This window comes from Streptomyces silvae, assembly GCF_016745505.1.
Lineage (GTDB): Bacteria > Actinomycetota > Actinomycetes > Streptomycetales > Streptomycetaceae > Streptomyces > Streptomyces silvae.
Genome location: NZ_JAERUC010000192.1, coordinates 25,386 through 46,873, shown reverse-complemented (window position 1 = coordinate 46,873; position 21,488 = coordinate 25,386). Strand labels below are relative to the sequence as shown.

At 69.8% G+C, this 21,488-nt stretch carries 20 protein-coding genes and 1 riboswitch; of the genes, 10 read left to right on the top strand and 10 right to left on the bottom strand.

The window, feature by feature from the left end:
• The first annotated feature begins 88 nt into the window (after positions 1–88).
• The 3 genes from JKV81_RS31155 (at position 89) to JKV81_RS31145 (ending at position 2,743) form a co-directional block, all read left to right on the top strand.
• Positions 89–1,081 carry a tetratricopeptide repeat protein gene (locus JKV81_RS31155; RefSeq protein WP_129265378.1) on the top strand — a complete coding sequence of 331 codons (993 nt, stop codon included), beginning with the start codon at positions 89–91 and terminating at the stop codon, positions 1,079–1,081.
• A gap of 82 nt (positions 1,082–1,163) precedes the next feature.
• Entirely contained in the window at positions 1,164–1,802 is a 639-nt protein-coding gene (gene def / locus JKV81_RS31150; protein WP_124274610.1) for a peptide deformylase, read from the top strand.
• A gap of 203 nt (positions 1,803–2,005) precedes the next feature.
• A complete protein-coding gene (locus tag JKV81_RS31145) occupies positions 2,006–2,743 on the top strand; it encodes a D-Ala-D-Ala carboxypeptidase family metallohydrolase (RefSeq protein WP_099174559.1) in 738 nt (245 codons plus the stop codon).
• 50 nt (positions 2,744–2,793) lie between these two features.
• Here the strand turns inward: JKV81_RS31145 and JKV81_RS31140 are convergent, their stop codons facing one another.
• A complete protein-coding gene (locus JKV81_RS31140) occupies positions 2,794–3,768 on the bottom strand; it encodes a GlxA family transcriptional regulator (protein ID WP_129265380.1) in 975 nt (324 codons plus the stop codon).
• 81 nt (positions 3,769–3,849) lie between these two features.
• Between JKV81_RS31140 and JKV81_RS31135 the strand changes: the two genes are divergently transcribed.
• The gene (locus JKV81_RS31135) at positions 3,850–4,074 is read left to right on the top strand and encodes a hypothetical protein (RefSeq protein WP_202078972.1); all 225 of its coding nucleotides are present in this window, start codon (positions 3,850–3,852) and stop codon (positions 4,072–4,074) included.
• Here the strand turns inward: JKV81_RS31135 and JKV81_RS31130 are convergent.
• The 6 genes from JKV81_RS31130 to JKV81_RS31105 form a co-directional block, all read right to left on the bottom strand.
• Complete coding sequence (locus JKV81_RS31130) at positions 4,071–5,087, bottom strand: ribonucleotide-diphosphate reductase subunit beta (protein WP_099174556.1); 1,017 nt, start codon at positions 5,085–5,087, stop codon at positions 4,071–4,073. The two genes, JKV81_RS31135 and JKV81_RS31130, sit on opposite strands and share 4 nt — an antisense overlap.
• Entirely contained in the window at positions 5,087–7,483 is a 2,397-nt protein-coding gene (locus JKV81_RS31125; RefSeq protein ID WP_202078970.1) for a ribonucleoside-diphosphate reductase subunit alpha, read from the bottom strand. Before JKV81_RS31125 ends, JKV81_RS31130 begins: the two co-directional genes overlap by 1 nt.
• Positions 7,484–7,619: 136 nt before the next feature.
• Positions 7,620–7,741, bottom strand: a riboswitch (cobalamin riboswitch).
• 52 nt (positions 7,742–7,793) lie between these two features.
• Positions 7,794–8,294: a GNAT family N-acetyltransferase gene (locus tag JKV81_RS31120; RefSeq protein ID WP_129265383.1), complete on the bottom strand. Its 501-nt coding sequence runs from the start codon at positions 8,292–8,294 to the stop codon at positions 7,794–7,796.
• A gap of 120 nt (positions 8,295–8,414) precedes the next feature.
• On the bottom strand, positions 8,415–10,049 hold the full coding sequence (gene mctP / locus JKV81_RS31115) for a monocarboxylate uptake permease MctP (RefSeq protein WP_202078968.1): 1,635 nt from the start codon (positions 10,047–10,049) through the stop codon (positions 8,415–8,417).
• Positions 10,046–10,258: a DUF3311 domain-containing protein gene (locus JKV81_RS31110; RefSeq protein WP_161198845.1), complete on the bottom strand. Its 213-nt coding sequence runs from the start codon at positions 10,256–10,258 to the stop codon at positions 10,046–10,048. The genes mctP and JKV81_RS31110 overlap by 4 nt, the downstream gene beginning before the upstream one ends.
• A gap of 230 nt (positions 10,259–10,488) precedes the next feature.
• A complete protein-coding gene (locus tag JKV81_RS31105; RefSeq protein ID WP_099174551.1) occupies positions 10,489–11,253 on the bottom strand; it encodes a GntR family transcriptional regulator in 765 nt (254 codons plus the stop codon).
• Positions 11,254–11,536: 283 nt separating this feature from the next.
• Here JKV81_RS31105 and JKV81_RS31100 point away from each other — a divergent pair, with 283 nt between their 5' ends.
• From JKV81_RS31100 to JKV81_RS31085, 4 genes are all read left to right on the top strand, one after another.
• Positions 11,537–12,823 (top strand): extracellular solute-binding protein, encoded by a 1,287-nt coding sequence (locus JKV81_RS31100; RefSeq protein ID WP_124274616.1) that lies wholly within the window; start codon positions 11,537–11,539, stop codon positions 12,821–12,823.
• A 90-nt stretch (positions 12,824–12,913) separates the two neighbouring features.
• Entirely contained in the window at positions 12,914–13,894 is a 981-nt protein-coding gene (locus JKV81_RS31095; protein ID WP_124274617.1) for a carbohydrate ABC transporter permease, read from the top strand.
• 89 nt (positions 13,895–13,983) lie between these two features.
• A complete protein-coding gene (locus tag JKV81_RS31090) occupies positions 13,984–14,730 on the top strand; it encodes a carbohydrate ABC transporter permease (protein WP_099174832.1) in 747 nt (248 codons plus the stop codon).
• A 9-nt stretch (positions 14,731–14,739) separates the two neighbouring features.
• The gene (locus JKV81_RS31085) at positions 14,740–16,260 is read left to right on the top strand and encodes a glycoside hydrolase family 3 protein (RefSeq protein ID WP_202078966.1); all 1,521 of its coding nucleotides are present in this window, start codon (positions 14,740–14,742) and stop codon (positions 16,258–16,260) included.
• Between the two features lie 82 nt (positions 16,261–16,342).
• On the opposite strand, the gene nagB is transcribed toward JKV81_RS31085, so the two are convergent.
• Positions 16,343–17,128, bottom strand: a complete 786-nt coding sequence (nagB, locus tag JKV81_RS31080) for a glucosamine-6-phosphate deaminase (RefSeq protein ID WP_129265386.1) — start codon at positions 17,126–17,128, stop codon at positions 16,343–16,345.
• A gap of 550 nt (positions 17,129–17,678) precedes the next feature.
• On the opposite strand from nagB, the gene JKV81_RS31075 reads away from it, so the two are divergent.
• Positions 17,679–19,145, top strand: a complete 1,467-nt coding sequence (locus JKV81_RS31075) for a sensor histidine kinase (RefSeq protein ID WP_124276013.1) — start codon at positions 17,679–17,681, stop codon at positions 19,143–19,145.
• A gap of 193 nt (positions 19,146–19,338) precedes the next feature.
• On the opposite strand, the gene JKV81_RS31070 is transcribed toward JKV81_RS31075, so the two are convergent.
• Entirely contained in the window at positions 19,339–19,596 is a 258-nt protein-coding gene (locus JKV81_RS31070) for a WhiB family transcriptional regulator (protein ID WP_003953983.1), read from the bottom strand.
• A gap of 320 nt (positions 19,597–19,916) precedes the next feature.
• Entirely contained in the window at positions 19,917–20,885 is a 969-nt protein-coding gene (locus JKV81_RS31065; RefSeq protein WP_129265387.1) for a diacylglycerol/lipid kinase family protein, read from the bottom strand.
• Positions 20,886–21,034: 149 nt separating this feature from the next.
• Between JKV81_RS31065 and JKV81_RS31060 the strand changes: the two genes are divergently transcribed.
• Positions 21,035–21,487, top strand: a complete 453-nt coding sequence (locus JKV81_RS31060; protein WP_202078964.1) for a hypothetical protein — start codon at positions 21,035–21,037, stop codon at positions 21,485–21,487.
• Position 21,488 lies beyond the last annotated feature (1 nt).

Sequence of the window (21,488 nt, the reverse complement as noted above, 5' to 3'; positions counted from 1 at the left end):
ATGGGTAATGAGCGAGCGTCCGGCCGGGCATGGTTGGATGCGAAGAGAGCGTAAGAACGAGGGTGTCCAGTCGGGACAGGCGGGAATCGTGAGGATCTTCGGGAAGGTACGGCATCGGCCGTCCGCCTCTTGGCGGCAGGCCACGGACCGCGCGTTCACGCTGATCGGCGACGGCCGGTACGAGGACGCGGGGGCGCTGCTGACGCGTGCGGCGGACCTGGAACCCTGGCTCTCCGAGTCCTGGTTCAATCTCGCGCTGCTGCACAAGTTCCGGCACGACTGGGAACAGGCGAGGGCCGCCGGCCTGCGCGCCGTCGCCCTGCTCGACCGCGAGTCGGGGGCGCCGGACTGGTGGAACGTCGGGATCGCGGCGACCGCGCTCCAGGACTGGCCGCTGGCGCGCCGGGCCTGGCAGGCCTACGGGCTGCGGGTGCCGGGCAGCGGCCAGCACAACGCGGCGGCCAACAGCGAGCCCACGGGCATGGAGCTGGGCAGCGCGGCGGTGCGGCTCTCACCCGAGGGCGAGGCCGAGGTCGTGTGGGGCCGCAGGCTCGATCCGGCCCGGCTCGAAGTGCTGTCGATCCCGCTGCCGTCCTCGGGGCGGCGCTGGGGCGAGGTCGTGCTGCACGACGGCGTCCCGAACGGTGAGCGGATCACTGCGGCCGGGCCGTCGTACCCGGTCTTCGACGAGATCGAGCTGTGGGCGCCGTCTCCCGTCCCCACCTGGGTGGTCCTCCTGGAGGCCGCCACCGAGGACGACCGGGACGCGCTGGAGCAGCTCGCCTCCGACGCCGGATTCGCCGCCGAGGACTGGTCGTCCTCGGTGCGGCTGCTCTGCCGTGCGTGTTCGGAGAGCCCGATGGAGAGCGACGAGGGCGACGGGGAGCACCTGGACCCGCACGACCACAGTGAGCCCGGCCACCCCGGGCCCCTGGGGCACCGCACGGCCGGTGACCTGTGGGTGCCGGAGCGTGAGTGCGGGATAGCGGCCCCGGCCGGGCTGGTGCGCGGTCTGCTGGACGGCTGGGTGGCGGACAGCCCGGACAGCCGTGAGTGGCGGGATCTGGAAGAAGTCTGCTGACCGGTGCCCGTAGGCTGTACGCGCACCGATTCCGGTGCGGGACACTCACGGGTTCAGGGTTGCAGGAAGGCGAACGGCGGACATGTCGCAGCAGGAGACGGACGAGCAGACCGGTGTGGACGACGAGGGATTCCTCGTGGACACCGAGGACTGCGAGGCGCGCGAGGCGGCGCACCGAGAGCGCGGCACGTCCCGCCCCATCACGGTGGTCGGCAACCCGGTCCTGCACAAGGAGTGCCAGGACGTCACGGAGTTCGACGACGAGCTCGCGCAGCTGATCGACGACATGTTCGCGAGCCAGCGGACGGCACAGGGCGTGGGCCTGGCCGCCAACCAGATCGGCGTGGACCGCAAGGTCTTCGTCTACGACTGCCCGGACGACGACGGCGTGCGGCACGTCGGCGCGATCTGCAACCCGGTGCTGGAGGAGCTCGCGCCGGAGCGGCGCAACCTCGACGACTCCAACGAGGGCTGCCTCTCCGTGCCCACGGCGTACGCGGCGCTCGCACGCCCCGACTACGCGGTCGTGCGTGGTCAGGACGCCCGGGGCAACGCGGTGAAGGTGCGGGGCAGCGGCTACTTCGCGCGCTGCCTCCAGCACGAGACCGACCACCTGTACGGCTACCTCTACATCGACCGGCTGTCCAAGCGGGACCGCAAGGACGCGCTGAAGCAGATGGCGGAGGGCACCGCGCGCTACGAGGTCGTCCCGAACGACTGACGTCGCGCCTGGAACGACCGACGTCGCACCTGTACGGAGAAGGGCCCCACCGGCGGTGGGGCCCTTTCCCGTGGCCGCTGGTGCGCGTGAGCGAGGTGGGTTCGTCAACCGGCGTTGTCACGCGCGTAGTTGACGCGCGTCGACCCGTCCGCCAGGCTCGTCCCCACGCCATGCGTCCACGCCTCATATGCAGGGAGACCCCCATGCTCAGACGGACCGCACATCTGCTGCTCGGCATTGTCATGACCATGGCCTTCGCGATCGGCGGGGCCGTCGTCACCGCCGGCACCGCGCAGGCCGACGGCTGTTTCACCTGGACCCGCACCCTGTCCTCCGGTGCCACCGGCAACGACGTCACCCAGCTCCAGATCCGGGTGGCCGGCTACCCGGGCTACAACTCCGTGCTGGCCATCGACGGATCGTACGGCCCGGCCACCACGGCCGCGGTCAAGCGCTTCCAGTCCGCCTACGGCCTCGCGGCGGACGGGGTCGCCGGACCGGCCACCCAGGCCAAGCTCTACGCGCTCCAGGACGACGACTGCACCCCGGTGAACTTCACCTATCCCGAGCTCAACAAGTGCAACAGCACCTGGGCGGGCGGCGCGGTCGCCGCGGGCACGGCCAAGGCCAACGCCCTGAGCAGCATGTGGAAGCTCCAGGCCCTGCGGCACGCCCTGGGCGACCAGTCGATCCGCGTCACCAGCGGCTTCCGGTCCACCTCCTGCAACTCGGCGGTGGGCGGCGCCACCAACAGCCGCCACCTCTACGGGGACGCCGTCGACCTCGGCGCCGGACCGCACTCCCTGTGCACCATCGCCAAGCAGGCCCGCAACCACGGGTTCAACGGGATCCTCGGCCCGGGCTACGCGGGCCACAGCGACCACATCCATGTGAACCAGGGGCCGAGCCACTTCTGGTCCGCCTCGCAGTGCGGCATCTGACCGCGCGCCCGTGACGAAGGGGGTCCGCCGACGGTCGGCGGACCCCCTTGTCAGGCCGCCTCGGTGATGTCCGCCGGCCCCCGGAAGGTGCGCCGGTAGGCGTTCGGGGTCGTCCCCAGCGAACGTACGAACTGATGGCGCAGCGCCGCCGCGTTCCCGAAGCCGGTCCGGCCCGCGATGGTGTCCATGGTCTCCTCCGAGGTCTCCAGGAGGTGCTGCGCCAGCAGCACCCGCTGCCTGAGCAGCCAGCGGTACGGCGTGGTGCCGGTCTCCTGCTGGAAGCGGCGGGCGAAGGTCCGGGGCGACATATGGGCCTGGGCGGCCAGCTGTTCGACGCTCATCTCCTGGTCGAGGTGGCGCTCCATCCAGGCGAGCGTGTCCCCGACGGTGTCGCACCGCGTGCGGGGCAGCGGGCGCTTGATGTACTGCGCCTGGCCCCCGTCCCGGTGCGGGGGGACCACCATGCGGCGGGCGACGGCGTTCGCCACGGCGGGCCCGTGCGCCTGGCGGACCAGGTGCAGGGCGGCGTCGATGCCCGCGGCCGTGCCCGCCGACGTGATGACCGCGCCGTCGTCCACGTAGAGCACGTCAGGCTCCACCCGGGCCTCGGGGAAGCGGCGGGCCAGCTCCTCGGCGTGCCGCCAGTGGGTGGTGCAGCGGCGGCCGTCCAGCAGCCCGGCCGCGCCGAGGACGTAGGCGCCGGAACAGACGCTCAGCACCCGCGCCCCGCGCTCCACGGTCCGGCGCAGGGCGTCCAGGACCTCCTCGGGATAGGTCCGCTCCATGAAGTGGCTCCCCGCGGGTACGGCGACGAGGTCGGCCTCCTCCAGGCGGTCGAGGCCGTGGGGGGTGCTGATGGTGAACCCGGCGTGCGTCCGGAGGACCGGCCCCTCCGCGGACACGACCGCGAAGTCGGTGACCGGCAGCCCCTCGTCGGACCGGTCGAGCCCGAACACCTCGCACAGCACCCCGAGTTCGAAGGGGTGGACCTCGTCGAGCAGCAGGACGGCGACGTTTTTCAGCATGGCGCCAGTGTGGCAGCAATTCGATGGTGTGTGACAGTCCTGCCACTGCCGGATGTCCGGCGTACGGACGACAGTGAAGCCATGAACACATTCCTGAGCTTCCTGGCCGTCCTCGCCCTCTTCGCCCTCGTCCTGCTGCCCGCCCTCGTCGGGTTCGCCCGGGAGCGCCGGATCGACCGCGCGCTGCGGGAGGCGGAACGGCGCGGAGGTGCCGAGCCCCCGGAAACGGCCGGCGCCGCGCAGCCGGTCACGGCCACGCGGCGCCTGTACGCCAGGTCCTGGGCGAGGGCCCAGAAGACGGTCTAGAAGTCGTCGTCGAAGCCGACCGACCCCTCCACCGCCACCTGGTAGGCGGAGGGGCGGCGCTCGAAGAAGTTCGTCAGCTCCTGCACCCCCTGGAGCTCCATGAACGAGAACGGGTTCTCGGAGCCGTAGAGCGCCGGGAAGCCGAGCCGGGTGAGCCGCTGGTCGGCGACGCACTCCAGGTACTGGCGCATGGACTCGGTGTTCATGCCCGGCAGGCCCTCGCCGCACAGGTCGCGGCCGAACTGGAGCTCCGCCTCGACGGCCTCCTTCAGCATGTCGGTGACCTGCTGCTGGAGCGCGTCGTCGAAGAGGTCCGGCTCCTCCTTGCGGACGGTGTCCACGACCTCGAAGGCGAAGTTCATGTGCATCGTCTCGTCACGGAAGACCCAGTTGGTGCCCGTGGCCAGACCGTGCAGCAGACCGCGCGAGCGGAACCAGTACACGTACGCGAAGGCGCCGTAGAAGAACAGGCCCTCGATGCACGCGGCGAAGCAGATCAGGTTGAGCAGGAAGCGCCGGCGGTCGGCCTTCGTCTCCAGCCGCTCGATCTTCTCGACCGAGTCCATCCAGCGGAAGCAGAACTGCGCCTTCTCGCGGATCGAGGGGATCTCCTCGACCGCGTCGAAGGCCGCCGCACGGTCCTCCGGGTCGGGCAGATAGGTGTCGAGCAGCGTCAGATAGAACTGGACGTGCACGGCCTCCTCGAACAGCTGACGCGACAGGTACAGCCGCGCCTCGGGCGAGTTGATGTGCTTGTAGAGCGTCAGCACCAGGTTGTTGGAGACGATCGAGTCACCCGTCGCGAAGAACGCGACCAGCCGGCCGATCATGTGCTGCTCACCCGGCGAGAGCTTGGCGAGGTCGGCGACGTCCGAGTGGAGGTCGACCTCCTCGACGGTCCAGGTGTTCTTGATCGCGTCCCGGTAGCGTTCGTAGAAGTCCGGGTAGCGCATGGGACGCAGGGTCAGCTCGAATCCCGGGTCGAGCAGGTTCTTGTCTTCGTTGGAGCTCATTACTGGCATGCCTCGCAGGACTCGGGGTTTTCGAGGGAGCAGGCGATGGCGTCCGCGTCGGGAGCCGTGGCCTGCTGTACGGGAATGGGGGCGGCCTCCGCCGTCCGGCCGGACGCGGCACGCGCGATGCGGGTCGCCGGGCGGGAGCGCAGGTAGTACGTCGTCTTCAGCCCCTGCTTCCAGGCGTACGCGTACATCGAGGAGAGCTTGCCGATCGTCGGCGTCTCCAGGAACAGGTTGAGCGACTGGCTCTGGTCGAGGAACGGCGTACGGGCCGCCGCCATGTCGATCAGACCGCGCTGCGGGATCTCCCACGCCGTGCGGTACAGGGCCCGCACGTCCTCGGGGATCCAGGCGAAGCCCTGGACGGAGCCGCTCGCCTCGCGCAGCGCCTCACGGGTGCGCGCGTCCCAGACGCCGAGCCGCTTCAGCTCGTCGACCAGATAGGCGTTGACCTGGAGGAACTCCCCGCTGAGCGTCTCGCGCTTGAAGAGGTTGGAGACCTGCGGCTCGATGCACTCGTACACGCCCGCGATGGATGCGATCGTCGCCGTCGGCGCGATGGCCAGGAGCAGGGAGTTGCGCATGCCGGTCTTCGCGACGCGGGCGCGCAGGGCGTCCCAGCGCTCCGGCCAGTTCAGCTCGGTGTCGTAGTGGTCGGGGTGCAGCACACCGCGGGCGGCGCGGGTCTCGGCCCAGGCGGGCAGCGGACCCGAGCGCTCGGCGAGGTCGCAGGAGGCCTCGTACGCGGCGAGCATGATCCGCTCGGAGATCTTCGTGGAGAGCGCGCGGGCCTCGGGGGAGTCGAAGGGCAGGCGCAGCTGGAAGAAGACGTCCTGGAGGCCCATCGCGCCCAGGCCCACCGGACGCCAGCGGGCGTTGGAGCGGCCGGCCTGCTCGGTCGGGTAGAAGTTGATGTCCACCACGCGGTCGAGGAAGGTCACGGCCGTACGGACGGTGGCGTCCAGGCGCGCCCAGTCGATGGTGCCGTCGGCGACGAACGCGCCCAGGTTGACCGACCCGAGGTTGCAGACGGCCGTCTCGCCGTCGTCGGTGACTTCGAGGATCTCCGTGCACAGGTTCGAGGAGTGAACGACGCGGCCCGGCTCGGCGGTCTGGTTCGCGGTCCGGTTGGAGGCGTCCTTGAACGTCATCCACCCCTGGCCGGTCTGCGCGAGCGTCCGCATCATCCGGCCGTACAGCTCACGCGCCGGGATCGTCCTGCGGGCCAGGCCCTTGGCCTCGGCCGCGCGGTAGGCGGCGTCGAACTCGTCGCCCCACAGGTCGACCAGCTCGGGGACCTCGGCGGGGGAGAACAGCGACCAGTCGGTGTCCGCGTCGACGCGGCGCATGAACTCGTCGGGGATCCAGTGCGCCAGGTTGAGGTTGTGCGTACGCCGCTGGTCCTCACCCGTGTTGTCACGGAGCTCCAGGAACTCCTCGATGTCCGCGTGCCAGGTCTCCAGGTACACGGCGGCGGCACCCTTGCGGCGGCCTCCCTGGTTCACCGCGGCGACCGAGGCGTCCAGCGTCTTGAGGAATGGCACGATGCCGTTGGAGTGCCCGTTGGTGCCGCGGATGAGCGAACCCCGGGCGCGGATACGGGAGTACGAGAGCCCGATGCCGCCCGCGTGCTTGGAGAGCCGCGCCACCTGGTGGTAGCGGTCGTAGATCGAGTCCAGCTCGTCCTTGGGGGAGTCCAGCAGGTAGCAGGAGGACATCTGCGGGTGCCGGGTGCCGGAGTTGAAGAGGGTGGGGGAGGAGGGCAGGTAGTCCAGCCGGTTCATCAGGCCGTACAGCGCGGCCACTTCCTCCAGCGCGCGCTCGGAGGTGTCCTCGGCGAGCCCGGCGGCGACGCGCAGCATGAAGTGCTGCGGGGTCTCCACGACATCGCGGGTGAGCGGGTGGCGCAGCAGGTACCGGCTGTGCAGCGTCCGCAGCCCGAAGTAGCCGAAGCGGTCGTCGGCGCCGTCGGCGAGCGCCTGGTCGACCAGCGCGTCGAGCGCGGCGGCGTGCAGCGTGACGAACTCGGCGGTGCGGTCCGCGATCAGGCCCTCACGGTGTCCGACGGCGACCGAAGCCGAGAAGGAGACGGCGCCCTGGCCCGCGGCCTCGTCCGCGATGGCCCGGGTGAGGAGCCGGGCGGCGAGCCGGGAGTAGGCGGGGTCCTCGGAGATCAGGCCGGCGGCGGCCTCGGTGGCCAGCGAGCGCAGCTCGGCCTCGTCCGACCGGGCGTTGCGGCCGCGCAGTGCGGCGGCGGCCACCCGTCCGGGATCGGTGTCGGGCAGATCGGCGGTGAGGCCGGTCAGGGTCCGCAGCAGTGCGGTCCCGGGCGCGTCGGTCGTGCGGCCTTCGGAATCCGTGACTGAAACCGGGTCGGCTGGCGCGATGGTCACTGGGGCTATCCCTCGCTCGGCTCGGGGCCTGCGGGAGCGGGGCAGCCGGACACGGCGGCGCCCTGGAAGGGCAGCACGGCGCACGGCGTCCACCGGCCCTCCGCGGGGCCCGGACGTCTCGGCGCCCGGATCGGTCGAGCCGGGCGCACTGTCGACAGGTCTTCGGACTTCGGGTGCGAAAAGCACACCGATCACACCGTTGCGGGACAGTTCCGGATTCTCACCGGATTCCCCTGCGACGACAGCGAGGTCGAGCATACATGTGGGGGCTGCTGAATGAAGAAGCCCCCACATGTTGTGTCGTGATGGGTCAGAGCTCCAGGCGGAATGTCAGGAGTGAGAGGCCCGGCAGAGGGCACCAGTCCCGCTCGGGAGTCCGTACGAAGCCGAGCCGGCGGTAGATCCGGTGGGCGCCCAGCATGGCCGGGGCCGTCGACAGGACGATCCCCGAGACCCCCTCGGCGGCCCGTGCCCGCTCGATACAGGTCCGTACGAGCGCCTCGCCCACGCCTCGGCCCCGGGCCTCCGCCGAGACGGCCAGCATGCGGAACTCGGCCTCGTCGTCCCCGGCGATGTCCGCCCACGGGCTGCCGGGCGCGACGTACGTGACGCCGCCCAGCAGCCGGCCGTCGGCGTCCAGCGCGACCAGCACCTCGGCCTCGGCGGCCCGCCGCCCGACGGCGCGGAGCTGTTCCAGATAGGGGTCCTCGGCACCGAAGTCCAGGAGCCCGTCACCGAGGTACGCCTGGGCGGTGATCTCACCCAGGTCCTCGAACTGGGCGGGCCGGGCCGGCCTGATCGATATGTCCATGGAGGGCAGTGTGCCGCAGGGGGCCGCCCCGGCGCGCCCCCGTTTCCGGTGGCCGTGACGACGCCGTCCCGGCAGGGGCGGACCCTGCCGGGACGGCGTCACATGTCACTTCCGGGGCGGTCAGTGGCCGCCCGGGGCGCCCGCCGTGGCCGGCGGGAGCTCGACCTGGACGCCGGGGTCGCCCGCGTCCGCCGTGTAGTCGGACGGCGAGGTCTCGTCCACGCCGGCCGGTGCCTTGACCGCGTTGAGGACGAACGTCAGCACGACCACGACGACGACGTTGAGCACGAACGCGGTGAGGCCGATGTAGCCGATCTCGCCGATGCCCGGGATCTCCTTCGAGGAGCCGCCGAAGTGCTTCTGGGTGGGGCTGGCGACGCCGTAGGCGGCCACCGTGCCGTAGATCATGCCGACCGCCCAGCCCGCGATGAGGGCCCAGCGGTGGAACCAGCGGGTGAACAGGCCGCCCACCAGGGCCGGCATCGTCTGGAGGATCCAGATACCGCCCAGCAGCTGGAAGTTGATCGCGACCGTCTTGTCCATGGTCAGGACGAAGGCGAGCGCGCCGACCTTCACCAGCAGCGAGACCAGCTTGGAGACCTTGGTCTCCTGGGCGGGGGTCGCGTCCGGCTTCAGGAAGTCCTTGTAGATGTTGCGGGTGAAGAGGTTCGCCGCGGCGATCGACATGATCGCGGCCGGCACCAGGGCGCCGATCCCGATCGCGGCGAAGGCCACACCGGCGAACCAGTCCGGGAACATGTTCTCGAACAGCTGCGGGATGGCGAGCTGGCCGTTGTCCACCTTGATCCCGGCGGCGATCGCCATGAAGCCGAGCAGCGCCAGCAGACCCAGCATCAGCGAGTACAGCGGCAGGATCGTGGTGTTGCGCCGGATCACGTCACGGCTGCGGCTGGAGAGCGTCGCCGTGATCGAGTGGGGATACATGAACAGGGCCAGCGCCGAGCCCAGCGCGAGGGTGGCGTAACCCCACTGGCCGGAGACACCGGGTGCGAGCCCCGCCACCGGCTTGCCGGCCGCCTCGTTCTTCTGGGCGAAGGCGTCGCCCGCCTTCGCGAAGATGTCGTCGAACCCGCCGAGCTTGATCGGGATGTAGATGATCGCCACGGCGATGACCAGGTAGATCAGGCCGTCCTTGACGAACGCGATGAGCGCGGGCGCGCGCAGCCCCGAGGAGTAGGTGTACGCGGCGAGGACGGCGAACGCGATGAGCAGCGGCAGGTCCTTGATGAACCAGTGCGTGTTCTCGCCGCCGCCGACGCCCATGACGTCCAGCACGGCCTGGATGCCGACCAGCTGGAGCGCGATGTACGGCATCGTGGCGAGGATGCCGGTGACGGCGACCGCCAGCGAGAGCCCCTTCGAGCCGAACCGGCCGCGGACGAAGTCCGAGGTGGTGACGTAGCCGTGCTTGTGCGACACCGACCACAGGCGCGGCAGGAAGGTGAAGATCAGCGGGTAGACGAGGATCGTGTACGGGACGGCGAAGAAGCCGGCCGCGCCCGCCGCGTAGATCGCCGCGGGCACCGCCACGAAGGTGTACGCCGTGTAGAGGTCGCCGCCGAGCAGGAACCAGGTGACCCAGGTGCCGAACGAACGTCCGCCCAGGCCCCATTCGTCGAGGCTGGCCTCGTTCTCGGCCTTGCGCCAGCGCGCGGCCATGAAGCCGATGACCGTGACGGCCACGAAGAAGAAGATGAATACGGCGAGTGCGACGCCGTTCACGCCGTCCTTCATGCTGACGCACCCCCCTTGCGGGCGCGCTGGTCACGCTGCCACAGCTTGTACGCGATCATGGTGAGGGCGGTCGAGATGAGCACCCAGAGCATCTGGTACCAGTAGAAGAACGGGATGCCGATGAAGGTCGGGTCGACCTTCGCGTACGAGCCGACCCAGAGCATCGCCACGAACGGGGCGATCAGACAGAGCCCGATGACCACCCTCATGGGTGTCACTGTGGGTCCTGTCGGTGGGTTCGCTTCGGTTTCTTCCGGCATGTGGCGACTCCGTCCCCTCGCTGATCACCTGGTGCAACGCGCAGGAAATCTAAGCGGTAGTTCCGGCCATCGTCACCCCCCGTCCGCATTGCGGTCCTGCAACGGTCCGGTGTCGCCCGAAATGAGTGATCCCCCTGCGCGTGCAGGGGGATCACCCGTCGGTGGTAAGCGGGAGCGTCTCAGTCGGTGGGACGCTTCAGCCGCGCCACGAACTTGTACCGGTCGCCGCGGTACACCGAGCGCACCCACTCCACCGGTTCGCCCTCCCCGTCGATCGAGTGACGGGAGAGCATGAGCATCGGCAGGCCGACGTCCGTGCCGAGCAGCCCCGCCTCGCGCGGGGTGGCGAGCGAGGTCTCGATGGTCTCCTCGGCCTCGGCGAGCCGGACGTCGTACACCTCGGCCAGCGCGGTGTAGAGAGAGGTGTACTTCACCAGTGAACGGCGCAGCGCGGGAAAGCGCTTGGCCGAGAGATGGGTGGTCTCGATGGCCATCGGTTCGCCGCTGGCGAGCCGGAGACGCTCGATGCGCAGCACCCGGCCGCCCGCCGTGATGTCCAGCAGTCCGGCGAGCGTGTCGTCCGCCGTGACGTAGCCGATGTCCAGCAGCTGGGAGGTGGGTTCGAGACCCTGGGCACGCATGTCCTCGGTGTACGAGGTGAGTTGCAGGGCCTGCGAGACCTTCGGCTTGGCCACGAAGGTGCCCTTGCCCTGGATCCGCTCCAGCCGGCCCTCGACCACCAGTTCCTGGAGGGCCTGACGCACCGTGGTGCGCGAGGTGTCGAACTCGGCGGCCAGGGTCCGTTCGGGCGGAACCGGGGTGCCCGGCGGCATGGTGTCCGTCATGTCGAGGAGATGGCGCTTGAGCCGGTAGTACTTCGGGACGCGCGCCGTACGCGCGCCCGCACCGGTCTCGCTCGTACTGCTGCCCCCGTCGGCACCCATGGCCCGCCTTCCCGACTGCTGCGTTGCTGCCGTCACCGGCTCCTCCGTCTGTCGCGGCTCACATGGTGGCACGGTCCGGTCACGGGTCGTCGCCCTCCCTCAGGTGTCGGTCCTATAACGGACGCGAGTGCACTTCTTATACACCCTTGACACCCCTAAAGGTCTAGGCCAAGCTCCCGGTACTGGTCTAAACCATTAAAGACCAGGTCCCAGCCCCAGCAGTACTACTCGTCGGTGTCTTCGCGGTGGGCGGGGGGTTGCAGCACCCTGAGGAGGGTTTGGCGTGAAGCGCAAGCTCATCGCGGCGATCGGCGTCGCGGGCATGATGGTCAGCATGGCAGCGTGTGGCTCCGACGACGGCGGCAGCGACAGCAGCGGCAAGAAGTCCGGTCCCGACAGCTACAAGGGACAGACCCTCACCGTCTGGGCCATGGACGGTTCGACGCCGGATCAGTGGCAGAAGGACCTTACCGCCGAATTCGAGAAGAAGACCGGCGCGAAGGTCAAGTTCGAGGTCCAGCAGTGGAACGGGATTCAGCAGAAGCTGACGACCGCCCTCTCCGAGGAGAACCCGCCGGACGTCTTCGAGATCGGCAACACCCAGACCGCGGCCTACGCCAAGACCGGCGGCCTCGCGGACCTCGGCGACCTCAAGTCGGAGATCGGCGGGGACTGGACCGCCAACCTCAACGAGGCCGCCGTCGTGGACGGCAAGCAGTACGGCGCCCCGTGGTACTTCACCAACCGCGTGGTGATCTACAACAAGTCGGTCTTCAAGGAGGCCGGTGTCACCGAGACCCCCAAGACCCGTGACGAGTTCTTCGCCGCGCTGGACAAGATCAAGGCCAAGGGCAAGGCCGAGCCGATCTACCTGCCGGGCCAGAACTGGTACTTCTTCGACGGTCTGACCATCGGTCAGGGTGCGGACCTCGTGAAGAAGGACGGGGACAAGTGGGTCTCCAACCTCGCCGACCCGAAGATCGGCGCGGCGATGGACCTGTACAAGAAGTACCAGTCCTACTCCAAGGCCCCCAAGGACAAGGACGAGGCCACCCCGCAGCAGGCGGACGTCTTCGCCAAGGGCAAGACCGGCGCCTTCATCGGCATGGGCTGGGAGGCCGGCACGGCCATCAAGGCCAACCCGGCCATCGAGAAGGAGATCGGCTACTTCACCATCCCGGGTGAGACCGCCGACAAGGCCGAGGGCGTCTTCCTCGGTGGCTCCAACCTCGCCGTCGCCGAGGGCAGCGCCAAGCAGGACCTCGCCAAGGAGTTCCTGAAGCTCGCGCTCTCCGACAAGTTCGAGGGCCAGCTCGCCAAGCTCAACGGCGTCATCCCGAACAAGGAGTCCCTCAACTCCAACCTGGCCGGCAACGTCGTCGCCGAGGCGGCCGCCCCGGGCGCCAAGGTCGGTGGCACCACCCCGCTGATCCCGGAGTGGGCCGCGGTCGAGAACGCGCCCAACCCGATCAAGACCTTCATGACGGCGGTCCTGAACGGCAAGTCGAACGACGAAGCCGCCAAGCAGGTCGAGGCGGAGTTCAACAAGCGTCTCGCACAGAAGCAGTAAGGCCGAACTGCCGGGGGACGGGTTCCGACACGGAGCCCGGCCCCCGGCAGTCGATTTGTGTCCCATGGTGCCAAGAAAGAGATGGCGAGCATGACCGTGCAGACCGAACGGCCGCCTTCAGGTCCGGCGGACGTGGTGAAGGAGACCGGCGCGACCCCGGGCGACCCCGCGGCCCGCCGCAGATCCCGTGCCGCGGCGCCGTATCTGCTGCTGGTCCCCCCGGTGGCCGTGACCCTGGTGTTCCTCGGCTGGCCCCTGGTCAAGAACACCCTGCTGTCGTTCCAGGACCTCAACATGAGGCAGCTGATCCAGCACCTCACCGAGTGGAACGGCATCGAGAACTACCAGCAGATCCTCGGCAGCGAGGACTTCTGGAACGTCACCGTCCGGTCGATCGCCTTCACCGCCGTCAACGTCTTCCTGACCATGCTTCTCGGCACCCTGGTCGGACTGCTGGTGGCCCGTCTCGGCAAGCGGATGCGCGTCGCGCTCCTCACCGCCCTGGTCCTGGCCTGGGCCATGCCCGTCGTCGCCGCGACCACCGTCTACCAGTGGCTCTTCGCCTCCCGGTTCGGTGTCGTCAACTGGGTGCTGGACAAGATCGGCTTCCACTCGATGGCGGAGTACAACTGGACCGGCGGCCAGTTCTCCACCTTCTTCGTCGTCACGGTGCTCATCGTCTGGATGTCGATCCCGTTCGTCGCGATCAACCTGTACGCGGCCACGACGACCATCCCCAAGGAGCTCTACGAGGCCGCAGCGCTCGACGGCGCCGGCCCGTGGAAGAGCTTCACCTCGGTCACCATGCCGTTCCTGCGGCCCTTCCTCTTCGCGACGACCTTCCTGGAGATCATCTGGATCTTCAAGGCCTTCGTCCAGGTCTTCGCGATCAACCAGGGCGGCCCCGACCGGCTCACCGAGATCCTTCCGGTGTACGCCTACGTCGAAGGTGTCGGGAACCAGCACTACGGCATGGGTTCGGCGATCGCGATGCTCACCATCGTGATCCTGCTCCTGCTGACCTCCTACTACCTCCGGATCGTTCTCAAGCAAGAGGAGGACGAGCTGTGAAGCGCTCGGCTTCGTCACGAATCAGCGGCGTCTGGCGGAACGGCACCGCGGTCCTGCTGATCATCGGTCTCGTCTTCCCCGTGTACTGGATGTTCGCCACGGCCTTCAAGCCGACGCCGGACATCATCGCGGAGGACCCGGTCTGGTTCCCCACGAACTTCACGTTCGAGCACTTCAGGACCGCCTTCGCGGCCGAGAACTTCTGGACGATGGTCCGGAACTCGCTCACGGTCACCGTCCTCGCGGTGACCCTCTCCCTCATCCTGGCGCTGGCGGGCTCGTTCGCCCTGGCCCGGATGCGGTTCAAGGGGCGCAAGGGCTTCATCGTGGGCTTCATGGTCGCCCAGATGGCGCCCTGGGAAGTCATGGTCATCGCGATCTACTTCATCGTGCGCGACTCGGACATGCTCAACAGCCTGATCCCGCTGACGCTCTTCTACATGGTGATGGTGCTGCCCTTCACCCTCCTGACGCTCCGCGGCTTCGTCGCCGCCGTGCCCAAGGAGCTGGAGGAGTCCGCCATGGTGGACGGCTGCACCCGCCCCCAGGCGTTCGTCAAGGTGATCCTGCCGCTGCTCGCACCCGGTCTGATGTCCACCTCGATGTTCGGCTTCATCACCGCGTGGAACGAGTTCCCGCTGGTGCTGGTCCTGAACAAGAACGCGGAGTCCCAGACCCTGCCGCTGTGGCTGTCGCAGTTCCAGACCCAGTTCGGCGACGACTGGGGCGCCACCATGGCGGCGTCCTCCGTCTTCGCCATCCCGATCCTCGTCCTCTTCGTCTTCCTGCAGCGCAAGGCCGTCAGCGGTCTGACCGATGGCGCAGTGAAGGGATAACAGGCTGTCATGACCACCCTTGTATCCACCACGGACACCGTCACCCGCGACGCGCTCGCGGTCCTCCAGCCGGGCTTCACCGGCACGACCGCCCCGGACTGGCTCCTGCGCAGGGTCGGCGAAGGCCTGGCCTCCGTCGGACTGTTCGGCCGGAACATCCACTCGCCCGAGCAGCTCGCCGCGCTCACCGCCCGGCTGCGCGCCGAGCGCGACGACGTACTCGTCGCGATCGACGAGGAGGGCGGCGACGTCACCCGGCTGGAGGTCCGCAGCGGATCGTCCTTCCCGGGCAACCTCGCTCTGGGCTCAGTCGACGACACCGGCCTGACCAGAGCCGTCGCCCGGGAGCTCGGCCGCCGGCTGGCCGAGTGCGGGGTCAACCTCAACTGGGCGCCGTCCGCCGACGTCAACTCCGATCCGGGCAATCCGGTCATCGGCGTACGCTCCTTCGGCGCCGACACCGCGCTCGTCGCCCGTCACACCGCCGCCTACGTCGAGGGGCTCCAGGCCGCCGGCGTCGCCGCCTGCACCAAGCACTTCCCGGGGCACGGCGACACCGCGGTCGACTCGCACCACTCGCTGCCCCGCATCGATGTGGATCTGGACACCCTGCACGCCCGTGAGCTGGTGCCTTTCCGGGCGGCCATCGCCGCGGGTTCCAAATCAGTGATGAGTGCACATATCCTGCTTCCCGCACTCGACCCGACCCGGCCCGCGACCCTGAGCCCCCAGATCCTCACCGGTCTGCTGCGCCAGGAGCTGGGCTACGACGGGCTGATCGTCACCGACGGCATGGAGATGGACGCCATCGCCGGCACGTACGGCATCGAGCGCGGATCCGTCCTCGCGATCGCCGCGGGCGCCGACGCCATCTGTGTCGGCGGCGGGCTGGCCGACGAGGACACCGTGCTGCGGCTGCGCGACGCGCTGGTGGCGGCGGTACGGACCGGAGAACTGCCCGAGGAGCGGCTGGCCGACGCGGCCGCACGTGTACGGGCCCTCGCGTCCTGGACGCAGGGGGCCAGGGGGGCTGCCTCGGAGCCGGGCGCGGACATGCAGGAGGGGACCGCGCCCGGCCCCGGAGCCGACATCGGACTGACCGCGGCCCGCAGGGCCGTGACGGTCACGGGCAGCGGCGAGCCGCTGCGGCAGCCGGCGTACGTCGCCGCGTTCACCCCGGTCGCCAACATCGCGGTCGGCGACGAGACCCCGTGGGGCGTCGCGGCCGAGCTGGCCCGCATCCTGCCCGGCACGGAGACCGGCACCTACGGCACCGGGGGCGCCTCACCGGCGGCCGAGGTGCTCAGGGCGGCAGGGGAGCGGCGCATCGTCGCCGTCGTCCGCGACGCCCACCGGCACGCGTGGATGAGCGAGGCGCTGGACACCGTGCTGGCGGCGCGCCCCGACACCGTGGTGGTCGAGATGGGCCTGCCCTACGCGCCGCCCCGGGGCGCCCTGCACGTCGCCACCCACGGCGCGGCGCGGGTGTGCGGGGTAGCGGCCGCGGAGGCCCTCACGGGAACGCGCTGAACGCCGCCGGATCCGGGGGGAACGCGGGAGGGCCGGGCACCGTCACAGGTGCCCGGCCCTCCCGCGTACGGGGTGCTGGGTCCTACAGACCCTGCCACTGCGGCTTCGCCGCGTACGTGGCGCGGAAGTAGTCCGCCAGCTTCAGCTTCGAGGCCGCCGCCTCGTCGACCACCACGGTGGCGTGCGGGTGCAGCTGCAGCGCCGAGGCCGGCACGACCGAGGCGACCGGGCCCTCCACGGTCCGCGCGACCGCGTCGGCCTTGCCCTCGCCGGTGGCCAGCAGGACCGGGTGGCGGGACTCCAGGATGGTGCCGATGCCCTGGGTGATGACGTGGCGCGGCACCTGGGCGATGTCGTCGTCGAAGAAGCGCGCGTTGTCGATCCGCGTCTGCTCGGTCAGCGTCTTGATGCGGGTGCGGGAGGCCAGCGACGAGCACGGCTCGTTGAAGCCGATGTGCCCGTCCGTGCCGATGCCGAGCAGCTGGAGGTCCACGCCGCCCGCCTCGGTGAGCGCCTTGTCGTACGCCTCGCAGGCCGCCTGGACGTCCTCGGCGGAGCCGTCCGGACCCATGAAGGACTTCTCGGACAGACCGAGCGGCTCGATGACCTCGCGCAGGACGACCGAGCGGTAGGACTCGGGGTGGCCGGCGGGCAGCCCGACGTACTCGTCGAGCTGGCAGATGCGGGCGCGCGAGGCGTCCACGGCGCCGGAGCGGACCTTCGCGGTGAGTGCCTGGTAGATGGGCAGCGGGGTCGAGCCGGTGGCCACGCCGAGCAGGGCGTCGGGCTTGCGGCTCAGCAGGGCCGCGATGGCCTCCGCGATCAGTTCGCCGCCTGCCGTGGCGTCCGGGACGATGACAACTTCCACGCTGTGCCTGCCGATCTGGAGAGTGGCGTCATGTGGTATAGACCAATATAGGGGCCAATCTAGCAGAACGAGGCGGCCCGGAGGTGAACCGTCCACGTCTGCGTCACTGGTTGTCGCCCTGTCGGCGGACGGTCACGTCCGCGGGGGGAAGGCCCCTGAAACACCCGCGGGCCGCGGCGCCGGGACGGGACCCTCAGCCCGTCCGGCACCGCAGCCCGGAGCTGCGGGCCTGCCTTTTCGGAACAGGCCGGCCTGGCCGGCGGTGTGCGGTGCCTCCGGCCACTGGAGGCACCGGCGCAGTCAGGGCAGAGAGCGCCGGGTACCTCGGTCCGCTCTCCTGTGCGGGGAGAGCGGAGATCTGTCGCGCAGGGGGTGTGTTCCGCTACCGCCCCTACGTGGTGCATTGTGGACTAGACCAATAGGCCCTGTCCATCCATGTGCGCGGACAATCTCCCGCCGGGAGCCCGCCCTCCCACAGTGTCACGTATCCACGGCCCGTTCGGTTCGGATCCACTTCGTCTCCACAGGTACGCTCGCACCTGTGCCCTCCATGAACGACCTCGTCCGCCAGCACACAGCCCTGAGTGACACCGACCTCGAGTGGCTCCACCTGCTGGTCTCGGAGTGGCAGCTGCTCTCCGACCTCTCCTTCGCCGACCTCGTGCTGTGGGTGCCCACCCGCGACGGGACCCGCTATGTGTCCGTCGCGCAGATGCGGCCCAACACCGGCCCCACCTCCTACCAGGACGACATGGTCGGCCACCTCGTGCCGCGCGGCCGCCGGCCGCTGCTGGACGCGGCCCTGGACGAGGGCCGCATCGTGCGCGAGGGGGACCCGGAGTGGCGGGAGGAGGTGCCCGTCCGGGTCGAGTCGATCCCCGTACGGCGGGAGGGGCGGATCCTCGGGGTCATCGCCCGTAACACCAACCTGCTCACCGTGCGCACGCCGTCCAGGCTGGAGCTCACCTACCTCCAGTCCGCCTCGGACCTCGCCCAGATGATCGCCGCCGGGTCCTTCCCGTTCCCCGGCCAGCAGGTCGACATGGACGCCTCGCCCCGCGTCGGCGACGGGCTGATCAGGCTCGACGCCGACGGTGTCGTGCAGTACGCCAGCCCCAACGGCCTCTCCGCCTACCACCGGCTCGGCCTGGCCTCGGACCTCGTCGGCCACCACCTCGGAGCGACGACCGCCGAACTCGCCCCGTCGCGCGGTCCGGTGGACGAGGCGCTGGTCAAGGTCGCGAGCGGGTACGCGCCCCGGGAGTTCGAGGTCGAGGGCGCCGGCGGGGTCATCCAGCTGCGCGCCATTCCGCTCAAGCCCAAGGGCGTACGCATCGGTTCGCTGGTCCTGCTCCGTGACGTCACGGAACTGCGGCGCCGCGAGCGGGAACTGATCACCAAGGACGCCACCATCCGGGAGATCCACCACCGGGTGAAGAACAACCTCCAGACCGTGGCGGCCCTGTTGCGCCTCCAGGCGCGGCGGATGGACTCCGAGCGCGGACGTGAGGCGCTCAACGAGGCGGTCCGGCGCGTCGGTTCGATCGCCATCGTCCATGAGACGCTGTCCCAGAATCTGGACGAGCGGGTCGAGTTCGACGAGATCGCCGACCGGGTGATCGCGATGGTCGCCGAGATCTCGCCCGGGAAGGTCACCTGCCGCCGCACGGGCCGCTTCGGGATCCTCGACGCGGAAGTGGCCACTCCGCTCTCGATGGTGCTCACCGAGGTGCTGCAGAACGCCCTGGAGCACGCGTTCACCGTCGCCGAGCGCGGCACGGTGGAGGTGTCCGCGGTGCGCGGCGGCTCACCGGCCGAGGGCCGGCTGCGCATCACCGTGACGGACGACGGGCGCGGACTGCCCGAGGGGTTCGACCCCCAGCGGGCCGGCAATCTCGGACTGCAGATCGTGCGGACCCTGGTCGAGGGCGAGCTGGGCGGCACCTTCGGCATGGTCCCGGCCCCGGTGCGCGGTACACAGGTGGTGCTCGACATCCCCGTACAGAGCGACAAGTAGCGAACGGCGGGCGGCGATTCGCCCGGTCACCGCACAGCAGTGGGCCCGGACCGTGGTGACGGTCCGGGCCCACTGCGTGGTGCTCACGGTGCGATGCGCTTCGGGGGTACTGCGCGCTGCGACTCGAAGGCGGGGCTGTGCGTACGCTCTGTACGCGCCGCCGGGCTGAGGCTCGTCGTGCGGGGGGCGTCGGTCAGGCGCTGGCGTTACGCGCCCGGTTGCGAGCGGCGCGGCGCTTCATTGCGCGGCGCTCGTCCTCGCTGAGGCCACCCCAGACGCCGGAGTCCTGGCCGGACTCGAGCGCCCACTGCAGGCACTGCTCCATGACGGGGCAGCGACGGCAGACGGCCTTGGCTTCCTCGATCTGCAGCAGCGCAGGACCGGTGTTGCCGATGGGGAAGAACAGCTCGGGGTCTTCCTCACGACAAACGGCGTTGTGACGCCAGTCCATGGCTGCTACCTCTCCTTGGTATTACATGCTGGTGCTTGTGAATGTGAACGCTTTCACGAATCCCCCCGCGGACGAAGGTCCGACGCCCAGATGAACTGGATGTGGTCCTGTTGTGGTGAGGAGGGGTTCTGGCTCTCAGTGGAGGCCGATGTTGCGGGCCGTCCCGATCGCCATGTAGAGATTCGCAAACCTCGGCGGCGGATACAACCCCTTCTGGAAAGTTTTTTTTGATTCCTCGGTGTCGACTAGGTCACAGCCGTACTTCTAAGGGGTGGGGGCCAGCCCAAACGTTCGAGTTAAAGGACTTTGGCCCCTTCCACTCACACAATCACACGCAGTGCACGGCGTACGCCTGTGAACGTCACGCTCGTACGCAGTCCCAGGTGGTCGCCGTCCATCTGGAAGGGCAGTGGAGCCTTTGAATGCAAGGTGAAGTCCGTGAGGTCGTGCCGGGACACGGCGTGCTTGCCGTGCGGGCCCTTCTCCGGGCTCGAAGTGAGCAGCTGGGTGGCGTACCGGGTCACGGCGGGGGTGGAGAGACGCTTGAGTCCGAGCACGTCCAGGGCGGTGTCGAAGGACGCCTTCGGGGAGGCGTATATCGGACGGTTCCCCAGGTAGGTCCAGGGTGCGGTGTTGCAGATTATCGACAGCGCGAGGTCGGTGACCGGGTCCTGGCCGGGGACCTCCAGGGTGATCATCCCGTTGCGCCGGTGCGGGTCGTCCATGAACTGCCGCAGCACCTGGCGCACGTACAGCGCATGGGTCGACCGCTTGCCCCGCTCGCGTTTCTGTTCGACCCGGCCGATGACGCCCGCGTCGAAACCGAGCCCGGCGCAGAAGGTGAACCACCGTCCCGGGACGGCCTCGTCCGCCGTACCCGGGGTGCCGGCCGCCAGGCCGAGGCCCACCGTGCGCTCGCTGCGGGACGCGAGGGCGTCCAGGATGGCGCCCGTCGCCTCCACGGCGTCGTTGGGGATGCCCAGCGCGCGGGCGAAGACATTGGTGGAGCCCCCGGGGACCACGGCGAGGCTCGGCAGGCCCTCGGGATCGGGGCCCTCGTGCAGCAGCCCGTTGACCACCTCGTTGACCGTGCCGTCGCCGCCGAGCGCCACCACCAGGTCGATGTCGTCGGAGTCGGCGGCCCTGCGCCCCAGGTCACGCGCGTGACCGCGGTGCTCCGTGGTCACGACCTCGATCTTCATCTCGCTCGCCAGGGCGTGGATCAGCACGTCACGCGTACGCGCGCTGGTAGTGGTGGCAGCTGGGTTGACCACGAGAAGTGCGCGCATGTCCGCCAGAGTACCTACCGCGCGGTACCGCCCTGAAGTCCTGATCCACCCGGTCCACGCCTGGTCACGGAGCGTCACCGGGCTGCCGCGGCGGGTCCGCCGCGGCCCCGGCTTCACGTTCCGGTCGCCGGGATGCGAATCTGAAAGGCGTGAGCACTCAGCAGAACGCGCCCTCTCCTTCGCCCGCGGCTGGCGAGGAGAAGCCGGGCCGGATCGCCGCACTGGCCGCACTCAACGCGCTCGAAGGCGCGGCGCTCGCCGTCGGCGGGATCTACATGCTGGCCGTCGGACTGTTCGGCCGGCCCGACAGCATGCAGCAGGCGGAGATGGGCGGGCTCACGCTGGTGGCGCTCGGCCTGATCCCGCTGTTCGCCGCCCGTGGACTGCTGCGGCGGCGCAGCTGGAGCCGTGGCCCCGCGCTCATCACCCAGCTCATGGCGCTGCCGGTGGCCTGGACGCTGCTGCGGGCGCAGGGCGCCCTGATCCCGGCGGGCATCGTCCTCGCGGCGGTCGCCGTGACGGCGCTCGTCCTGCTGCTGAACCCCGCCACGACGGATGCGCTGGGCATCCGCCGGGGGCCGCGCACGACCCCCGACGCCTGAC

Excerpts from the sequence above, each read along its gene's own strand:
- JKV81_RS31095 (WP_124274617.1), top strand. The coding sequence starts at position 12,914 with ATGACCGTGCAGACCGAACGGCCGCCTTCAGGTCCGGCGGACGTGGTG.
- JKV81_RS31120 (WP_129265383.1), bottom strand. The coding sequence starts at position 8,294 with ATGGACATATCGATCAGGCCGGCCCGGCCCGCCCAGTTCGAGGACCTG.
- JKV81_RS31065 (WP_129265387.1), bottom strand. The coding sequence starts at position 20,885 with ATGCGCGCACTTCTCGTGGTCAACCCAGCTGCCACCACTACCAGCGCG.
- JKV81_RS31085 (WP_202078966.1), top strand. The coding sequence starts at position 14,740 with ATGACCACCCTTGTATCCACCACGGACACCGTCACCCGCGACGCGCTC.
- JKV81_RS31075 (WP_124276013.1), top strand. The coding sequence starts at position 17,679 with ATGAACGACCTCGTCCGCCAGCACACAGCCCTGAGTGACACCGACCTC.
- JKV81_RS31110 (WP_161198845.1), bottom strand. The coding sequence starts at position 10,258 with ATGAGGGTGGTCATCGGGCTCTGTCTGATCGCCCCGTTCGTGGCGATG.
- JKV81_RS31070 (WP_003953983.1), bottom strand. The coding sequence starts at position 19,596 with ATGGACTGGCGTCACAACGCCGTTTGTCGTGAGGAAGACCCCGAGCTG.
- JKV81_RS31090 (WP_099174832.1), top strand. The coding sequence starts at position 13,984 with ATGTTCGCCACGGCCTTCAAGCCGACGCCGGACATCATCGCGGAGGAC.
- def (WP_124274610.1), top strand. The coding sequence starts at position 1,164 with ATGTCGCAGCAGGAGACGGACGAGCAGACCGGTGTGGACGACGAGGGA.
- JKV81_RS31105 (WP_099174551.1), bottom strand. The coding sequence starts at position 11,253 with ATGGGTGCCGACGGGGGCAGCAGTACGAGCGAGACCGGTGCGGGCGCG.
- JKV81_RS31135 (WP_202078972.1), top strand. The coding sequence starts at position 3,850 with ATGAACACATTCCTGAGCTTCCTGGCCGTCCTCGCCCTCTTCGCCCTC.
- JKV81_RS31130 (WP_099174556.1), bottom strand. The coding sequence starts at position 5,087 with ATGAGCTCCAACGAAGACAAGAACCTGCTCGACCCGGGATTCGAGCTG.
- JKV81_RS31140 (WP_129265380.1), bottom strand. The coding sequence starts at position 3,768 with ATGCTGAAAAACGTCGCCGTCCTGCTGCTCGACGAGGTCCACCCCTTC.
- mctP (WP_202078968.1), bottom strand. The coding sequence starts at position 10,049 with ATGAAGGACGGCGTGAACGGCGTCGCACTCGCCGTATTCATCTTCTTC.
- JKV81_RS31145 (WP_099174559.1), top strand. The coding sequence starts at position 2,006 with ATGCTCAGACGGACCGCACATCTGCTGCTCGGCATTGTCATGACCATG.